General features: G+C 30.7%; 14 protein-coding genes and 1 pseudogene. All 15 read right to left on the minus strand.

Annotation, left to right across the window (positions count from 1 at the left end; translation table 11 throughout):
* Positions 1-484, minus strand: a pseudogene (locus ACMUOV_RS02705) (hypothetical protein); the annotation flags it as partial.
* Between the two features lie 27 nt (positions 485-511).
* Positions 512-1,144 carry an ankyrin repeat domain-containing protein gene (locus ACMUOV_RS02710; protein WP_413853513.1) on the minus strand — a complete coding sequence of 211 codons (633 nt, stop codon included), beginning with the start codon at positions 1,142-1,144 and terminating at the stop codon, positions 512-514.
* 14 nt (positions 1,145-1,158) lie between these two features.
* A complete protein-coding gene (locus ACMUOV_RS02715; protein ID WP_413853514.1) occupies positions 1,159-2,361 on the minus strand; it encodes an FAD-binding protein in 1,203 nt (400 codons plus the stop codon).
* A 13-nt stretch (positions 2,362-2,374) separates the two neighbouring features.
* On the minus strand, positions 2,375-3,160 hold the full coding sequence (locus ACMUOV_RS02720; protein WP_413853515.1) for an electron transfer flavoprotein subunit beta/FixA family protein: 786 nt from the start codon (positions 3,158-3,160) through the stop codon (positions 2,375-2,377).
* Between the two features lie 95 nt (positions 3,161-3,255).
* A complete protein-coding gene (locus tag ACMUOV_RS02725; RefSeq protein WP_413853516.1) occupies positions 3,256-4,920 on the minus strand; it encodes a ComEC/Rec2 family competence protein in 1,665 nt (554 codons plus the stop codon).
* A gap of 42 nt (positions 4,921-4,962) precedes the next feature.
* Complete coding sequence (locus ACMUOV_RS02730) at positions 4,963-5,262, minus strand: hypothetical protein (protein WP_413853517.1); 300 nt, start codon at positions 5,260-5,262, stop codon at positions 4,963-4,965.
* Between the two features lie 14 nt (positions 5,263-5,276).
* Positions 5,277-5,924: a CpXC domain-containing protein gene (locus tag ACMUOV_RS02735; RefSeq protein WP_413853518.1), complete on the minus strand. Its 648-nt coding sequence runs from the start codon at positions 5,922-5,924 to the stop codon at positions 5,277-5,279.
* Between the two features lie 9 nt (positions 5,925-5,933).
* Entirely contained in the window at positions 5,934-6,857 is a 924-nt protein-coding gene (locus ACMUOV_RS02740) for an SDR family NAD(P)-dependent oxidoreductase (protein ID WP_413853519.1), read from the minus strand.
* Entirely contained in the window at positions 6,854-9,013 is a 2,160-nt protein-coding gene (locus ACMUOV_RS02745; RefSeq protein WP_413853520.1) for a glycosyltransferase family 39 protein, read from the minus strand. The genes ACMUOV_RS02740 and ACMUOV_RS02745 overlap by 4 nt, the downstream gene beginning before the upstream one ends.
* A gap of 21 nt (positions 9,014-9,034) precedes the next feature.
* Positions 9,035-9,973 (minus strand): aldo/keto reductase, encoded by a 939-nt coding sequence (locus ACMUOV_RS02750; RefSeq protein ID WP_413853521.1) that lies wholly within the window; start codon positions 9,971-9,973, stop codon positions 9,035-9,037.
* Positions 9,974-10,134: 161 nt separating this feature from the next.
* Complete coding sequence (locus ACMUOV_RS02755; RefSeq protein WP_413853522.1) at positions 10,135-12,636, minus strand: sugar phosphate nucleotidyltransferase; 2,502 nt, start codon at positions 12,634-12,636, stop codon at positions 10,135-10,137.
* A gap of 110 nt (positions 12,637-12,746) precedes the next feature.
* Positions 12,747-13,976, minus strand: coding sequence for a hypothetical protein (locus ACMUOV_RS02760; protein ID WP_413853523.1), 1,230 nt, complete (start codon positions 13,974-13,976; stop codon positions 12,747-12,749).
* An 83-nt stretch (positions 13,977-14,059) separates the two neighbouring features.
* A complete protein-coding gene (locus ACMUOV_RS02765; RefSeq protein ID WP_413853524.1) occupies positions 14,060-16,702 on the minus strand; it encodes a hypothetical protein in 2,643 nt (880 codons plus the stop codon).
* Positions 16,703-18,452: 1,750 nt separating this feature from the next.
* The gene (locus tag ACMUOV_RS02770; RefSeq protein WP_413853525.1) at positions 18,453-18,578 is read right to left on the minus strand and encodes a hypothetical protein; all 126 of its coding nucleotides are present in this window, start codon (positions 18,576-18,578) and stop codon (positions 18,453-18,455) included.
* Positions 18,579-19,067: 489 nt separating this feature from the next.
* The gene (locus ACMUOV_RS02775; protein WP_413853526.1) at positions 19,068-19,265 is read right to left on the minus strand and encodes a hypothetical protein; all 198 of its coding nucleotides are present in this window, start codon (positions 19,263-19,265) and stop codon (positions 19,068-19,070) included.
* Positions 19,266-19,404 lie beyond the last annotated feature (139 nt).

A 19,404-nucleotide genomic window follows, 5' to 3' on the forward strand; every position in this document is an offset into this window, starting at 1 on the left:
CTACATTATCTGTATGTCCTTCAACTTTGATTGTTATTTTTTCATATTCTTTTAAGAATTCCGCTATCATATCCAAATTTGCATGATTATCTTCCAAAATTTTATCTGAATCAAATTCAAATAAATTCTGTTTCATAAGTTTTTCCAATGCCAATTTGAAATTTTCCTGTTCTTTATCAACAGCATTTTCTACTTCTTCTTTTAATACTTCTTTAACTTCTTTTTCTTCTATTACGGGAACTTCTTTACTTAAAGCATTTTGAAGATCCGATGACGTTTCTTCCTCAGCAACAACATCTTCTTCGGGAAAACTCGGTGCTACTGTAGTAGGGAAATGTTGAATTTCCTTATCATTAGGTTCTACTTCGGCCGAAGCTCCGCCCATAACCGAATAATGCCTGTAAGAATTACTTGTTTCATCACCTGCAAAAACAAAACAACTCATTAACAACAACAAACTTAAACTGCCAATTACTTTTTTCATTTTCATTTATCCTCTTTTAAATTAAAATTATTTACCAAACCCGAAAAAGCTTTTTATCTTACCGAAAAAACCGCTGTTTTCCGACGAAGATGAAGAACTTGAAGAAGAAGCATTTGAAGAATTTACGGTTGATTTTTCAGCTGCCGTAGCTTCGGCGGCTTTTACTGCCGTTTCTGCAATTTCTGTTTTTGAAGCATTTTCTGACGTTGCCATTTTTATCGCTGCTGCGGTTGCTGCGGATGTTGCCATTTCGGAAACCGTTGCGGATGAATTTTTTATCGTTTTAACGGTTGAAGCAACTGCACCCGCTTTTTCCAAAAGAGGAACAATTTTATCACCGTATTTTACGTTGTTTTTTGCATAATCCAATGCTGTTTTACCGAGAACATCGGTAGCATTAACATTTGCTCCGGAATTCAATAATAAACCGACTATACCTACAGCCGAACTTGTAGTATTTTCGCAAGCAGACATCAAAGCCGTTTTCCCTGTTTCTGCCGCAACTGCATTTACATCCACTTTACCTGTGGTTAACATACTTTGAATTGCCGCAATTCCGCCTGTTTTACACAAATCTACAAATGTAGAAGAGTCTGCCGCATAAACATTAATCACTGCAAACATCAAGCTGACCACAACCAAACTTACAACCTTTTTCATTTTTTTCTCCTTGTTTATTTTCCTTTATTTTTCAGTTCTTTTATTATAGCAGGTATTATTTCATACAAATCACCTATTAAAGAATAAGTTGCCGCCTTTACCATCGGACAATCTTTATCTTTATTTATTGCAATGATAGTATCGGAGGAACTCATACCGACCATATGCTGAATTTGCCCCGAAATACCGCATGCTACATAAATTTTAGGTGCTACGGTTCTTCCCGTTTGCCCTACCTGATGCGAATAACCTATCCAATCGGAATCAACCGCTGCCCTTGAAGCGCCTACCGCACCGCCCAATAAATTCGCCAATTCCGTTACCAATTTAAAGCCATCGGCATTACCTAAACCTCTTCCGCCGGAAACTATAATATCGGCATCGGAAATATTTACGTCGGCACTTTCATCTTTAAAAAAACCTAAAAATTTCGTTCTGTTAATTATTGTCTGTGCATATATTGTTTTATTTACAATTTCGCCCTTTCTTCCTTTAACGGCTTGAGCTTCTTTAAATACTTTATGACGAACCGTTGCCATTTGCGGTCTGTGGTTAGGCGTTAAAATTGTAGCCATTATATTGCCGCCGAAAGCAGGCCTTGTTTGAAGCAAATTTTTTGTTTCCAAATCAATTTCAAGTGCAGTGCAATCTGCGGTAAGCCCGGTATAAATTTTTGCGGCAACTCTTGATGCAAAAGACCTGCCTATGTTGGTTGCACCCATAAGAACTATTTCCGGTTTTTCTTCTTTTATTAAATTTGCAAGTATACATGAATAAGGATCATCTTGAAATTCGGCCAAAACAGGATTATCATAAACATAAACTTTATCTGCTCCTCTGTTTATCAAATCCTGTGCCTTCTGCGATATATTAGAACCTATCAAAACGGCACTTAAAGCAACATTTAACGTTTTTGCGAGTTCGCTTCCTTTATTTAAAAGTTCGTATACAACCGATGAAATTTCACCATGTCTTTGTTCGGCATAAACCCAAACACCTTTATATTGAGTTTTATCTATACCGTTTTTTGTTTCTTCCTTTTGCATTACAATTGCATTTACGGGACAAGCTTGAACACAAGAACCGCATAACCTGCATTGTGCCGCATCAATAACGGCTTTACCCTCTTTAACCGATATAGCACCGAAAGGGCAAGCGCCTTCACAAGAACCGCATCCTACACATTTGGCAGTATCTATATTTATTTTATTTGGCATTTTTAATTCTCCTCTATATTAAGCCGTCACTTGATAATTTTTTAACCAACTCTGCAGCAATTTGACAAGGTTCTCCTTCAAACATTTGCCCGCCGGTTCTTTGTTCCGGAGCAAATACTTTTTTAACCTGTGTGGGTGAACCTGCAAGCCCCGTTTTTGAAGTATCGGCATTAATAGCTTGTGCATTTAACTGTTTTATAACAGCTTTTTTAGCAGCCATTTTTCCCTTAAGCGAGGGAATTCTGGGTGTATTTATTTCTTTAACAACCGTAAGCAAACACGGAACGGGTGTTTCTATCAAATCGTATCCGTCTTCCATCATTCGTTGAACTTTTATAAATTTTTCCGTAACTTCTTCTATTTTACGAACATAAGCAACATGCGCAATATTTAACATTTCGGCAACGGAAGGTCCCACCTGTGCAGTATCACCGTCTGTTGCCTGTTTACCGCAGAATATAACGCCAAAATCACTGATTGTTTTTATTGCCGTTGATATTGCATAAGCGGTTGCCCACGTATCGGCACCGGCAAATGCTCTGTCACCGATTAATATTGCATCATCACAACCTCTTGAAATTGCTTCCCTTAAAGCAGACTCCGCCTGCGGCGGTCCCATTGTAATAACGGTAACTTTACCGCCAACTTTTTCTTTAAGCCGAACGGCTTCTTCTATTGCATATTCGTCAAAAGGATTTATTATTGCTTCAACACCTTCTCTTTTTAAAGTTCCTCTTTCCGGATCAATTTGAACGTTCGTTGTTCCCGGAACCTGTTTTATACAAACCAATATACGCATAACCATCCTCCGCTTCATCAAAACAAAAAAGATATAAATATTCCTTAAAACTGAACATTTACATCCGTTAAGTATATCAAAATAATATATTTTTTTCAATTATATGTATTATTATTTGTATCCAAAATTATTTCTTCTACTTTAATTTTAGGTAAATTTTCTTTAATGTTTTCTTTTGTATTTGAATAAAAATGATCTATTTTTTTAACACCTATACTTATCAGATATTGTTGTAAATTTGAAAAATAATACTTGTCGTTAATTTTTTCCCTAAAAATAATTGTATTTTCATTTTTTGTTTTTATGTGTGTGGTGACATTTCTTTTCCCTTCAAAAGTTTTTGTCCATTCTTTTTGTTTTAACGGTTCAAAAACCATAATTAATATTAAAGCCAGTAACACTAAAAACATTTTTTTACTTTTACCGAATTCAAACATTAAAATAACAGCCGCATAATACAATATTATTTCAAAAATACCGGGTTTAACAACATCTACTGTTGAATATTTTAAATTTGAAAAAAAATCCATAACAAATAAAATTATTTTCAAAACAGCAGCAAGTATTACGGATATAAAAACGGCTAAATAACTCGATATAAAAGTTGCTAAATAAAAAATATAAGAAAGCCCTAAAACAAAACCTATTACCGGAACTACAATTATATTTGAAAACAAAGATATTACCGATATTTTGCCGAAATAAAAAAGCAAAACCGGAATTAGTGCAATTTGTGCAGATAAAGTTACCGAAGCAATTGAACATAAATTCTTTAAAAATTTATTTTTTACGTTGGAAAATATTTTATTTATCTTAGGATACAAATAAATTATTCCGAGTGTAGCCAAAAAAGACATTTGAAAACTTGCCGTAAATAAATCCTGCGGATTGATAATTAAAATAATTAATGCTGATAATGCAATTGCATTGTATATTAACGGCTCTCTGTTTAAAATTAATGCCATCAAAATACTTGAAGCCATTATGGCTGCACGAACAGCCGGCGGATTGGCACCCGTAACAACTACGTAAAAAAATACAGCCGGTATAGTTAAAAAATATACGTATTTCAAAGGTAAATTAAACAATTTAAAAAAGAATATAAAAATTACAACACAAAAACCTATATGCAATCCGCTTACAACAAGTAAATGTATTAAACCGGTATTTATGAAAATATCTTTTGTTTCCGGCTCCAAGGAAACTTTATCACCGGTTAACATTGCCTTTAATATTGAAGAATAAGGTTGGTTAAAAAATTTATCTAACTGTTTTGATATATGGTTTTTTGCCGATATTGCAAATTTTTTTATAATATTCGGTTCGTTATTTAAAACCGCAACATCCGAAAGATAGAAAATAGTATATATATCTTGTCTGCTAAGATATAATCCGTAATCGAAATTTCCGGGAAACAAAGGTTTTGGAGTATTTATCAACTTACCTGCCGAAGAAATAACATCTCCATATTGCAAATTATAATCTAAAGGAGCCGATACTAAAACTTTTTCTTTTTGAATATCTCTGTTATTTATTGTTTTTGCTTCCAATGTAAATTGTTGATAATTATTTTTTATTACGGGTTCAGTTATTATTTTACCCGACAATTCAACTTTGTATTGATTTACGGCATTCGTTAAACTGCTTTGTTTAGAAGCCGAAAAAACTCCATAATAATTTAATATTATTAATGTTACCGAATATATTATGAATAATAAAATAACAGGGCGTTTAAATAAATTTTTAAATTTTATTTTCATTTTGAAATAAATTAATTATACGGTTATTAAAAAGCAATACATTTATTTTCTAATTTTTTTTACTATATAAACCGTAACAAATACAATTAAACAAATTATCATTATCGGATATATATATTTTGAAACATAATTATCAAATATTATTTCGGCATAATCTTTACCGCATAGATAAATGCCCGTAAATAACATAACCCATGACAAGCCATAAATAATTGCCGATAAAAAATAATAAAATTTTTTATTATATTTTTTACCGTAATATACACAAATTCCTGCACCGAACCAACCGAAAGGCACATTTAAAATAAGTAGTATTATACCTATGATAAGTTTTTGAGACATAATTATATTAACTGTTAAATTTTATGTGATAAAATCTCATTTAAAGATATCGGATTGCTTTTTATCCTTGCAAGAAATTTTTCAAATTCAACAAGATTGTTATTATATTCCAAAAGTTTTTCCAAACCTGAAATAACGGCTTTTGTTTTATCCTTTTCATCTTTCAAAACCGGAATTACCTGAACCATACAAAAATTTCTTGCAACGGACGGTTTTATGTTTATTATATTTAACCCGAGTATTTTTGAAACAAATTTCAAAATTTGAATTTCATCATTTATATTTTCTTCCATTTTTAATGTAGAAACCAAATCTTCTATACCGAAATACAAAACAGGTTCAAAATCAATTACCATTTCCGTCGTGCTTAAAGCAACTTCCTTAAATTGCCGAATCATTAAATTTCTGTAATAGGTTGCCTGTTTTTCATAACTTTTAGGATATACATAAGCAATAAATTCGTTAGCCAAATCCTGATAAATAAAAAAATGTTCCCAATAAAACATTTGATGGCATTTAGGGCACGACACCAAATTGAATTCACCGGCAATTATTGCTTCTTTAAGTTCCGGATTATCGGAAACACTTACGGCAGACCATAAATTTGTTTCAAATGTTTCGCCGCATTCACAAATTATTTCTCTGTTTGATAATATCGACATACATACATCCTATTTTTGTTTTTTAAAAAATTCAACCGTATTTCTTAAACCGGTTACTATATCGGTTTTCGGCTGCCAATTTAAAATTTTCTTTGCTTTTGAAACATTTAAAAAACTTTTTAAAAGTTCACCGCTTCTTTTAGGTTTATATATAGGTTTGTTTTGATAATTTGTAATTTTTGCCAATTCTTTTTCAAGCTGATTAACGGAAAAAGTTTTATGTGTTCCGATATTGATAATTTCGTTATTTCCCTTAGTTAAAGCTTTTAAATTTGCCGAAACAACATCTTTAACATAAACATAATCCCTTAACTGTTTACCGTCACCGAAAATAAATACCGGCTCATTTTTTAACATTTTCCCTATAAATATTGCAACAACACCCGCTTCACCGAAAGGATCCTGCCTTGGTCCGTAAACATTGGCATATCTTAACACCGTGTATTTTAAGCCGTATAATGCACTGTAACATTTAATATAATGTTCAACCGAAAGTTTTGCAACACCGTAAGGCGACAACGGATTTGCAAAAGCTTTTTCATCGGGAGCTTTGGACGAGCATTCCCCGTATATTGTTCCGCCGGAAGATGCAAATATTATTTTTTTTACTTTTGTTCTTTTGCATGCTTCCAAAATATTTATGGTTCCTTTAATATTCACATCGGCATCAAAGCTCGGATCCGCAACAGATTTTCTAACATCAAGTTGTGCCGCATGATGAATTACAACATCAAACTTTTCTTTTTTAAAAATATTTTCTATTTTGTTAAAATCGGTTACTGAAACTTTATAAAATTTTGCTTTTTTATTAACATTTTTCATATTACCCGTAGCAAGGTTGTCAACAATAGCAACTTTATGTTTTTTTTCAACAAGTGCATCTACGATATTTGAACCTATAAAACCTGCCCCGCCGGTTACCAAAACTTTCATTTTATATCTCCTTTTAAAAATTTTTTATATTTAATTGCTTTTCTAAAAATATTTATCATTATATACGCCGATAAAGCACCTATGGTTGCACCTGCAAAAACATCCGACGGAAAGTGACATCCCGCATAAATTCTTTCAAACGGAGTCCACAATGCAAACAATAAAAATATATACCAATATTTCGGAACAAGCATAATCATTGAAACCGCTAAGGCAAAAGCCGCTTCGGTATGTCCGGAAGGGAAGGAATTTCTATGGACTATTTCATAAAAAATATTTATATTACCGTCTCCAAAAACAGCTAACGGCCTTGCTCTTGTAAAAATATCTTTTAAGACGGTATTAAAAATACCGGCACAAACCGATACACAAATAACCAAAGCAACAAGTATCCAAAACTGTTCCCTTTTTTCTTTCATTAAAATAAAAATTGAAAAAAGTCCCATAAATATTAAAGGCATATTAAAGCCCTTGGAATCGCAGTAAGATATTTTTGAAACAATTTTATCAATAAACGTATTCTTTTTTTCTTTATTTATGTAAAGAAACAATTTATGGTCAGTGTCAAGAAAACCTTGTTTAATTGTCTTTTTTTCACCGACCAAATCAGCCGTATACCGTTGCGGTAATTTTTCCGGTTCAAAATTTTTACATACGGTAAGCCAAAATTTTTTGGAAAGAGTATTGTTTCTGTATATCGGCAATTCCATCGGTTCTTCAAAAATTTCAAACGGATAAACATTTTGAGGGTCCTGGAAATCAAAAAAATTACTCGTAATAAAAATTGCATCTTTATTTTTTAAATTTGAAATATCTCTTTGCCACAAATCATAAGCATCCGTTTTATCACTGAAACAATAAACTCTTAAGTTCGGAACATAAAAAAATATTTGGCTTGCCAAATAACTTTTATGCGTAAAAATAAAAGGTTTGTTATCATCAGGATAAGCGGAATATATTTCATCTATTTTTTGTTTCAGTTCCTTCCAACCGAACAAATCGTTTGTAGGGTCTATAACTTCGGCACGTTCTATACCGAATTCTATTTTTTCGGCTTCGGCTTTAGGCAAAAAAGGTTTTAACGGAATAATTTTATACATCGCATGTAAAGGAACCAAAATATTCATTACCATTGCCAAACCGCAGGAAATATAAACGGTTTTTCTAAGCCATTTTTTATACCAATTTTCACAAATCAAATAAGAAACATACATCGTTAAAATTAAATAACCCATTGCAGGCCAATGCGGTAAAATTTCGTTAAAAGTTGCAATTAAATTAAAAAACAATAAAACAGGTAAAGAAAAACTTGCAATAAGCATGCTTGCTTTATCTTTATTTTTTATTGCATTTTTACTGCATTTATATAATCCGTAACAGAAAAATATAAACAACAAAGGCGATACATAACCTGCTTGTGCGGCAAGCGACCTTCCGAATAACGTAAACGAAAATTTGGGCAAAGAACTCCCGAAACCGTGCCTTAACTGAAAGCCGAAACTTGCCCAATTATTTTCCAAATTCCATAAAATAACCGGAATAAAACAAATAAAAGCTATAAACATTGAAATATAAAGTTCTTTTTGTTTAAGCCAAAACCTGTGTTGTTTTGATAATATAAGAAATAAAATTATTGAAGGGTAAATCATAACTGCGGTATATTTTGAAAGCAAAGCAAAGCCGACGGATAAACCGAGCAAATACCAATATCTTTTTTTTGAAGTATCAACTATATTTATAAACAAATAAAATGATATCAACCAAAACAAAGATAAAGGGCTGTCCGGAATTGTTACAACGGCACCCAAAAAAGAAAATACCGGTAAAATATTCAATAAAACAATTGAAATAAAAGCTATTTTTTCATTGAAAAGTTTTTTTGCGGATATAAAAAAAATCCATGAAGCCGCTACAAAAATAATTACCGAAGGCAAACGAACCGCAAACTCATTAACACCGAAAATTTCGGTAAATAATTTTATTATATAACCGATTAAAGGAGGATGGTCATAATAAGATAAGTCCAAAAATTTTGAATATACCCAATAGTGCGCCTCATCAACGGTAATTCCTATTTTACCTATTACCGACAATCTGATAAAAGTTGTAAATATTGTTAAAAACCAAAACAATTTTTGGTAAGATATTTTTATCATATCCGTTTATTATACTAAATTTTATTTAAGTTTTCTTTCCCAAATACGAACAACATCCGTTTTAAGACTGTCGGCAAAATTTTCAAGTTCCGCTATTTCTTCCCTGCCAAGTATTATATTTAAAGCTTTAACCGCATCTTCAACATGTTTTACTTTTGTTACACCTATTATGGGAAGTGTTCCTTTTGAAATTGCCCAAGCTATTGAAATTTGGGCAATTTCAACATTATATTTGTCTGCCAACTTTTTTAATTTTTCGTTTAAAAGTTCAATTTTATCCAATATGGGATTATATGTGTATGACCTTGCTGAACCCTTCGGCATAGGATTTTTTGTATCATATTTACCGGATAACGCACCTTGTTCCAATATCATATACGAAAAAAAATAAATATTATTTTGTCTGCAATAATCCAAAATTCCCGAAGTTTCCGAGTAACGATTTATCAAGCTGTAATGGTTTTGGACTGCGGAAAGTTTTAGCCCGTGTGCTTTTAAAATTTCTTGGGCTTGTTTTATTTCGGCAAGATTATGGTTGGATACTCCTATAAGCGGAACATTTTGTTTCCCCTCAAAATATTTTGCAAGCTCTTGTGTCCATTTAGGAGCTTTCCAAACATTATGTATCCAATAAATATCAAACTTATTTATTCCCATAAGCTTATATTGCATTTCTATCATATCTTTCATTGCCGTAGCCGAATTTTTGTCAGCACATTGTGGAGTAAATTTATCCGATATAAAAAAACTTTCTCTCGGTAATTCTTTTATAAATTCCGCTAAAACTTTTTCCGATGTTCCCATACCGTAAGCATAAGCCGTATCCCAAAGGTTTAGTCCGTTTGCCATTGCAGTATCAAAAACAGGTTTTAAAATTTTCGGCGTAAAATTACTTCCGAAAGTTCCGTCGTTTCCCCATGCCCAAGCTCCAAGTGCAATTTTAGGCAAATTTTTAATCATACTTTATTCCTTTTTTAAATTTTATAAATTTAAACCGTTTTTTATTTTATCAAATTGAAATTAATTTATCTCAAAAATTTTAAATTATAAAAATAACATCGTAAAAAAAACAGGAAAGATTAAAAACCTTCCCTGTTTTCACTTATTTTTTATATCAATTTTTATCTTTGCCATTCCCTTATTTTATCGGTATAAATATTTATAAACCCTTGTGCGGTCGGTTTATCTTTTGCTTCCGCCCAAATATGGAAATACGCTTCGTCGGGATCCGGCAACAACAATACCCAACCGTTATCCAAAAATATTTTTACACCGTCTATAAGTTCTGTTTTTTTACCTTTCGAATATTCTATTGCATTACGCATTGTTTGCCCTTTCTTATCCCAAGAGCACGGAACGGCTTTATGCAAAACTTCAAAAGCGGGAATTTCCCTTCTGATACTGCTGACGGTAAGTTTTGCCTGTGCCAACATTTCCATTAAATTACCTACGGCATACATTGCATCAAACGAGTTTTGAAATTCCGGGAATATAAAACCGCCGTTACAATCGGCAACAAATATTACACCTTCGTCTTTTGCGGCATTCATTATATTTCTGGGGCTTGTTCCCGTTCTTTTAATTTTAAAATTAAATTTTTGTGCAAGCTCATCTATAACGGAAGATACCGTAACCGGAACTGCAATTGTTCCGGACTTATATGTAAGCATTACCAAATATGCCATAATAAGCATTGCGGTATCATTATCTATAATTTTACCTCTTTCGTCTATAAGGAACAATTTTTCCGCACCGTTATCAAATAAGAAACCGACGTCCGCCCTTAAAGTCATTACAATATCGGATAACTGGTTTAATGAATTGGCAAATTCTTCTTTTGTTTTTGTTATTTTTTTTGCATCTATATAAGCATTTAAAGCAACCACATCTATGCCCAACTCACCTAAAATCGTCGGAAAAACAAGCGATGCCGTTGAATGAGCATAATCAATAACGGCTTTCATTGATTTATTGGAATAAATTTTCTTCTCTATGGTCTCCAAATAACCCGTTTTATAAAACTCGTTTGCACGGGGAGGAACCGTAATAAAGCCGACATTATCCATATCTGCTCTTTTAAAATCCTCTCTGAAAAACAACTGTTCTATAGATTTTTCCTGATTAATTGAAATATCACTTCCGAATTTATCAAAAAATTTTATATCAATAAGTTTTGCATCGTAAGGGGATTGCCTTATATGTATTCCGCCTACTTCTCCGTTATTACCTATTTCATATCTTGCAACGGGTATGGGAGCGTTTAACATATCGCCCACATTTACACCTGCGGAAAGTATTCCAGAAATTAAACCTCTTTTTATCATTCTTGTTGCTCTGTGGTCATCTCTTGAAATAACTATGTAAGAACCGCTGCCTATATAAGCACCGTAAGCAGACCCTATCTTTGCGGCAAATTCCGGTGTAATTTCTATGTTACCAAGCCCCGTTACACTGCCGTAAGCATTAAACAATGCCTTATTCCACTTTGCACCCCAAACCAAACTTGAAGAAAGTATTGCACCTTTTTCAACTGTTTTGTGCGGCCAAATTCTGAGGTTTGCCCTTATTGTTGCATCTGCACCTATATTGCATTCATCCGCAATTATGGAACCGACCTGAACGGAGGCACCTTTGCCCAAAACCGTGGAATAACCTATAACAACTTCTTTTAAACTTGCCTCTGAACCGATAGTTACATTATCCCATATAACCGAACCGAGCACCAAAGAATTTTTTTCTATAACAACATTTGAACCGATAACCGAAGCACCTATTTTTGAACCGCTTTTAATAACGGTATTATCACCTATAATAACATTATTATCGATGATTACATCATCTTCTATTACCGAGTCTTTACCTATTATAACGGTTTTACCGTTTATAACTTTTTTTGTTCCGTCAACATTTATTTTAACTTTACCGTCTAATATGTCATAATGTGCAAATCTGTATTCGTCGTGGTTACCTATATCTTTCCAATATCCGTCGGCTATGTAACCGTATAACGGCTTTTTATCTTTTAACAATTGAGGAAATAAATTTTTTGAAAAGTCAACATCTTTATTTTCCGGTATATAATCAAAAACTTCCGGTTCAAGCATATAAATTCCCGTATTTATTGTATCGGAAAAAACTTCACCCCACGACGGTTTTTCCAAAAACCTTTCAACTTTACCGTCTTTATCGGTTATAACAACACCGAATTGCAGAGGATTTTGAACTCTTGTTAAAACCATTGTGGCAACGGCTTTTTTTTCTTTATGAAATTTTATTGCTTTTTCTATATCAAAATCTGTTAAAACATCACCTGAAATAACTACAAAAGTGCCGGTAATATTTTTCTTTGCAAAACCCACACTGCCTGCAGTTCCAAGGTCAACTTCAGGTCTTAAATATTTTATTGAAACACCTAAATCTTTTCCGTCTTTAAAATAATTTTTTATTATTTCCGGTTGGTAATACAACATCATTGTTAAGTCGGTAAAACCATATTTTTTCAGCAACTCGATAATATGACTTAACATCGGTTTGTTCGCCACGGATGCCATAGGTTTGGGAATACTGCATGTAATAGGTCTTAACCTTGTTCCAAAGCCGCCTGCCATAATAACAGCCTGCATAATATGTTCCCCCCTTTTTTAACTTAACAATTTATATATAATTTATATACCCTTGATTTTACAAGTTTTTTCTTTGTTTTTCAATATGTTTAATATATAAAAGCAGTTAATTATTTTTTAATACAAAACAATAAATCGGGAGTATAATATTTAATATTTTGAGGTGCTCGAAATGCATTATTTTTCCAGTCAATGGTTCTCATAAAAGACAAATATATAAATAAACAAATAATTATTATTCCTATACTCAAAAATAAAACTCTGAATTTGTTTTTTAATTTGTTATAAATATAGATAAAAAATTCCGCTAAAATGTAAGCCAAACCTATTAAAGGAATATACATATACCTGTCTGCCATTGTTGCTTTACCAATAGTAAAAATTCCCAAACAAGGTGATATTGTTATTATAAAAAAACTAAAACCGAAAAATATTTTTTTTGAATATTTTAAACTGTATATAACAAAAAATGTTAATAAATATACTAATATTGGTGATACCGTTACATATAAAGGAACAGCCATATTTTCACTATATAATTTTGGATACATGCAATATAAATTTATCGGTAAAAAAAGCTTTGTTATATAAAATAAAATATGAAAATGTGCATTCAAAAATTTATTAAATAGACCGTATTCCGTATATTTAAAACCTGTATAATAGTGTGCATGTATTCCACCTATTATAAAAAAAATTGTCACTAAAATAAAAGGTAAATAAATTTTAATTTTTTGTTTATTTAATTTATTTAAATAAAAATCAATTAAAATTAAAACTGCCGGCAAAGTTACAGCCATAACTTTAGAAAAACATGATAATAAAAAACAAATAAAAGATATTGCAATATAAATCTTTTCCTTTTTACTATCCAAACTTTTTATATAAAAATAAATTGAAGCCAAATAGAATATTGAATATAACGTATCTTTTCTTGCACTAATCCAAGCAACGACTTCAGTATGTAAAGGATGTATTGCAAATAACAATGCAATTATATAGGATATATTAAAATTCTTTGTAAGCAACAAAAAAATCATTAAAACAAAAATTGTATTGATACAATGAAGCAACATATTATCAAAATGAAAAAATTCCGGTGTTGCAACAAACAATTTATTTTCAATTGCATAAGAAACTGTCACTAACGGATGATACATTGCAAAATGTTCTTCAATAAAAGCTTCTTTTATATCCATATTTTTTACACTTTTATGAAAAACCATAAATTTATCATCAAGTTTAGCAAAACCTGAATTTATTGCAGGGATAAATGTAAAAAAAGAAACAAACAATAATATTATAATTAAAAATATTTGATTTGTTTTTAATGTATTCATAAAATTTTATTATTAAAAACTGCAAAAATCCCATATAGTTTTTAGCTATATGGGATTTCTTGCTTTTGATAATATTCTTTATTTTAGAAATTTGCTTCTTCTTGTAATAAATAGTCTCTTAATACTTTAGCAACATCTGTTCTTTTTTTATTATTACTCCCGGTTAACACAGTAACACCAGTTTTCCAATCTCTTCCAAGTGAACTTGATGAAAATCCTACTGCTTTTAATCCTGCTGCTACTCCTTTCAATACCGTATCACGTTGATCAGGGGGAACAGATTTTAATGTTTCAATAAACGCATTTGGATTTCCATTGGCTAAAGAAGCAACCGCTTGTATAGCTTTCCACATTGTATCAACATTAGGAGTTTTATCACCGAACATAGCCCTTTGTATAGGACCGTTTATAGCCTCATTTTTCTTTACCCAATCAAAATCTTTATTTTCTACTGCTTTTACAAATTTATTTACGTTTTCTTGACCAACTGCATATCCCCAATCTTCTTGATATACAACTGTCTTAAATCCATTTGTATCCTCTGTAACAGCACTTGCAAATACTACACTTCTGTCACCTGTAGTTTTAATATTATTAATCACCTCATTTTTAATTTTATCGTTTACAACTACCATTATAATTTCGTCATCCATAGGTTGGAATCCGGAACCGCCTTGCATATTAATACTATCAACAACTTGTATCGAAATTACTCTGCCATTTTCATCAGTATAGAATCCATATTTCAAATCTTCCATTGCTTTTTCATCATTTTTATCAATTCCTAACCTATCTGCCATCGCTTCAAGTTTTGCTTGCGAAAGTTCTGATTTTAATGCTGCAACAGCTTTTTTATCATTCTTATCAATTCCTCTTTCTTCTATTGCTGCTTCCAATTCTTTATCTGTAGGTTCAGAAGACCACTGTTTTCCTTTTGTTACAGGATCATAGTACGTAGTTTTCGTTACGGAACCGGCTGCACATGTATGTTCTACTTGCTCAATATTTATTCCATGTGCCATAATATTTGTAGTATATGTTACCGTATCAACTTCACCTTCATATGAATCATATGGTTCAAATTCACCATATTCTACACTTGTATCTTCATCTACGTTTACATTACTGCCAGCTTTACCTGCATACTTGGCTGCTTCTTCTCCTGATTTCTTACCAAAACTAAGGCTCATACTTAACATAGCTGAAGAGTAGCCACGAGTATTTTTATATGCAAAATCAATTTTCTGTCTGCTTAATCCGAAAGCTTCGAAAATTTTATATGCTTGGGCTTCTCCAACTTGTCCTTTAATATACTCTACATAATCTCTATACCACGTTATACTTTGAACACCATCATCAACCGTTGAATCAGGATGCATTAACCTGTTCATTATTCTTTTTCTTGCTTCTTCTACGGTTAACTTCCAATTATCACCTGTCAATGAAACAGATCCCATTTGTCTGCCAAATTCATCAAAAACTGTCATACTGGTTGCTACTCCACCATTGTAGTTCTTAATACATTCCAAAAGCCCGGTAGCAGAATAAAAGTAATTAGATATAACCTGCCCGTCATACATGACATAACTTGGTTTTCCATTAGAATAATACGTAGTTTGTCCACTTGTATGATCGGTAGAACTTATTAAAGAACCATTTGCCGAATATTCATAATCTACAGTATGTCCTGAACCTGTGTTATCTTTATCATCCTCAAAGTATATACTACCATCATTTCCCTCAACCTTTTTCTTCTTTGTATATTCTATTTCTTTATAGATTCCATTACCAAACGCATCTGTTTTTATTCTTCTATTTTTGCCTTCTCCTTCATACACTCCTTCTGCTGCATAAGAATAAGCTTCTCTGCCATATTGATCCATAACCGTCACTGTATACTCAATACTATATTCTGTCGTTTTATTTTCGCCCTTAGAATTGCCTTTTGTTCCATCATCATTCGTCTTAGTAGGTTTTGCTTTAATTTTAGCGTTTACAACTCGTTTTAATACTCCATTTTCATATTGATATTCAGTCATCAAGAAAGCTTTTCCATTAAGTGTTCCATAAACTTCTTGTGGTTTTTGATCTTGACACAACGTAACTTGAGCTCCACCTTCAGCTTCAAAATTTATAGAAATTGTATGATCCTCTTTTCCTAGAGATAACCACGTCTCAGCAATACCTAACCATCCAACTTCTTCCATAGCTGCTTCTTCTGCACTATCAACAACATCACCAGCTTCATTCACGAAAGCCCCATCTGATCTAGTTTTTGGTGCCTGTAAATCCTCTTCAGTTGCACCCAACGCAAGTAAAAAATTCTTTAATCCCCCTGCTTTTTGAATATATTTAATATCACTTCCTGTTAAATTTAATGATGTTAGTGTATATTTTAGCTTTCCGTCAGGAGTTTTAGCTATACTAAAACCTACTTTAAGCCCATCTCCATCATAAAAATTCAAAGAATTTTTATTGATAGAAAATACCATTGTTCCGGCAGCATAACCAAACATTGTTGATATTCTATCATTTTGTTCTTGTATTTTCTGCAAATCACCTGCACTAATAGTTGCTGTATATTCCGAACCTGTTAATTGACCATCAGAAGAAGTAGCTACTACATCACCAACATGCCCAAATCTATCAAAACCAAACGAATTTGCTACACCAAGACCTAACGTTAAACACATTGCCAAGACAAAACCGACTATTTTTTTGTTCATGGCCGCACCTCCTATAATTTTTTAATTTTTTTACCGCTTACTAAAAAATACTTTTTTTACACGACCAACTGCTTAAATTAACTTCTTTTTCCACCCCCTTGCAATATAATTATAACTTATTTTAAAAAAAATTGCACTATCCAAATGTGAAAAATTTGTGAACTTTTAAATATAAAAAAATACAATCTTTTTTCTGTTTTATTTTTGATATAATTATGTACGTTAAATATTTTAAGATCTCAATTTAAACATTATGTATACTTTAAAAAAATATCAAATATTTCTATTATTTTTTCTAATTGCAGTAACATTTTTAGTATTTATACCTATGATTAATGCAAATTTTTCACCATTAGATGACGGTCGCATGTTAAAAGTAAATAACAAAGCTTTACCGGATATATCACTAAAATCAATAATAATTATTTTTAAAAGTTATAACGAAGGTCTTTATCATCCTATGACAACAATTTCTTATACGATAGAGAAAAACTTATTCGGTTTTGTTCCTGAAATATTTCACTTTGATAATATTTTGCTACATATATCAAACATTATCTTGGTTTTTTTAATATTTTTTAAACTTTCCAAGTCATTCTGGCTATCTTTTATAATAACAAGTCTTTTTGCTATACACCCTACAAGAGCCGAAGTGGTTTGTTGGGTTAGTGCAAGAAAAGATTTATTGTATACATTTTTTTATTTATTGTCCATACTATTGTACATAAAAATGTATGATCACAAAAAAGCAACAATTTATATAACTTTGTCCGTTATTATGTTTTTATTTTCTTGCTTTTCAAAAGCAATGGCTATTACTTTGCCTTTTGTTTTAATTTTAATTGATTTTTATACAAATAATTTTAAAAAACAAAAAGTCAAAATATATTTTATATACATCCTAATTACTTTTATATTTATTATTGCCACAATACAAACGCATTATTTTACAAAATACCATTTTACTGAAATAAACAATATTGATTTTATTTTTAATTTTTTCAATCTTACTATAAATTTTATAAATGCTCATTTTAACATTTTATTTTACTTAGAAAAATTAATACTACCAATAAATCTACAATGTGCATATCCGTATTTATATAATAAATCCTCAATGCCACCTTTATATATTTTATACTCACCTGCTATTGTATACATTTTAATTTATTTTTGCTTTTTATCTTTACGGAAAACAAAAATATTTTTTTACGGCTTTGCATTTTTTATTATAACAATATTACCATCTAACAATATCTTACCGATAGAAAATTTTGATGTGGCAAACAGATATACTTACATTCCTTATCTAGGGCTGTTTTTTATTTTTGCAAAAATAATAGTATACCTTTTAAACAAAACAAGAAAGTATACAAAAATACCAATAATAATATTCTGTTTGATAATTTTTATAACCTTAAGTTATTTACTATATCATGAAGTAATCGGATGGCAATTACATTCTTTTACTTTTAAATAATTATATGAATAAAATTAAAAAATATTTTATCAAAACAAATAATTATTATATTGCAATAATACTTTTAGCAATTATTTTTTTTACTCATTTAAACATATTATTTGCACCGGTTGAAACATTTTTTTCAAATTTTGATAAACTGGATTTACAATATCTTATAAATATAAGACAGTATGCCTTTGATACAATTAAAATCGGTTTTTTCCCATTGTGGACAACAAAAATATTTTGCGGAATACCGTTTTTTGCAAATTCGGAAACTGCTGTTTTTTATTTACCGAATATAATATTTTTCTTTTTACCAATATCAAAAGCTATCAATTTATCTTTTTTAATACATTTTTTTATATTATCTTTTTCGGTTTTTTTATGGATAGAAAATAAAATAAAAGACACTATAACTGCTTTGATTGTTTCTGTAATTTCAATTTTTATTTCAAACTTTTACCTACATTTTTATGCCGCTCATTTATCAAATATAATTACTGCATGTTGGTTCCCTCTATTATTATATTTTTATGATAAAACTTTCAAACACAAAAATTACTTTAATATATTTCCAATAACTTTTATTATTTCTTTACAAATATTTGCCGGACATTTTCAGTATGTATATTATACTGCTCTTGTTTCTTTACTTTATGTATTAATTTTTTGTAGGAACAAACATACAATTATCGTAGTAATAAGTTCTTATTTTTTTTCTATTTTTTTGACAGCTATTCAATTAATTCCAAGTTATTCTTTTTATCTTGAAGGAGGCAGAAGGTTTAATATATTTGACACCGGTAATATTTACATTTGTTATAAGTTAAAATATTTATTAACGCTATTATTTAATATAAATATTATTTTTACAAGTAAAGTATTTTGGGAAACATCAAATTATTTTGGTGCATTAAATTTTTTTATCATCATAATGGTATTATTCCATATTTGGAATAAGAATATTTTAAAAAATATTATATTTGTAATATTCTTATATTTGTTAACTTTTAAAACTTTTTCAAATTTAGCAAACAATATAATTCCATTTTTTTCTTGGTTTAGAGGACCGATAAAACTTATTTTTTTTGCAAACATATTATTACTTCCAATATTAGCTTACGGAATAAAATTTATTATTTCAAGACAATTAAAAATAAAAATAACATTTATAATTTTTATACTATTAATTTTTTTTATTTCCATATTTTTCAAAAAAAATATACTTGATATACTA

Source organism: Candidatus Ruminimicrobium bovinum (assembly GCF_902760015.1).
GTDB classification, from domain to species: Bacteria; Elusimicrobiota; Endomicrobiia; order Endomicrobiales; family Endomicrobiaceae; genus Ruminimicrobium; species Ruminimicrobium bovinum.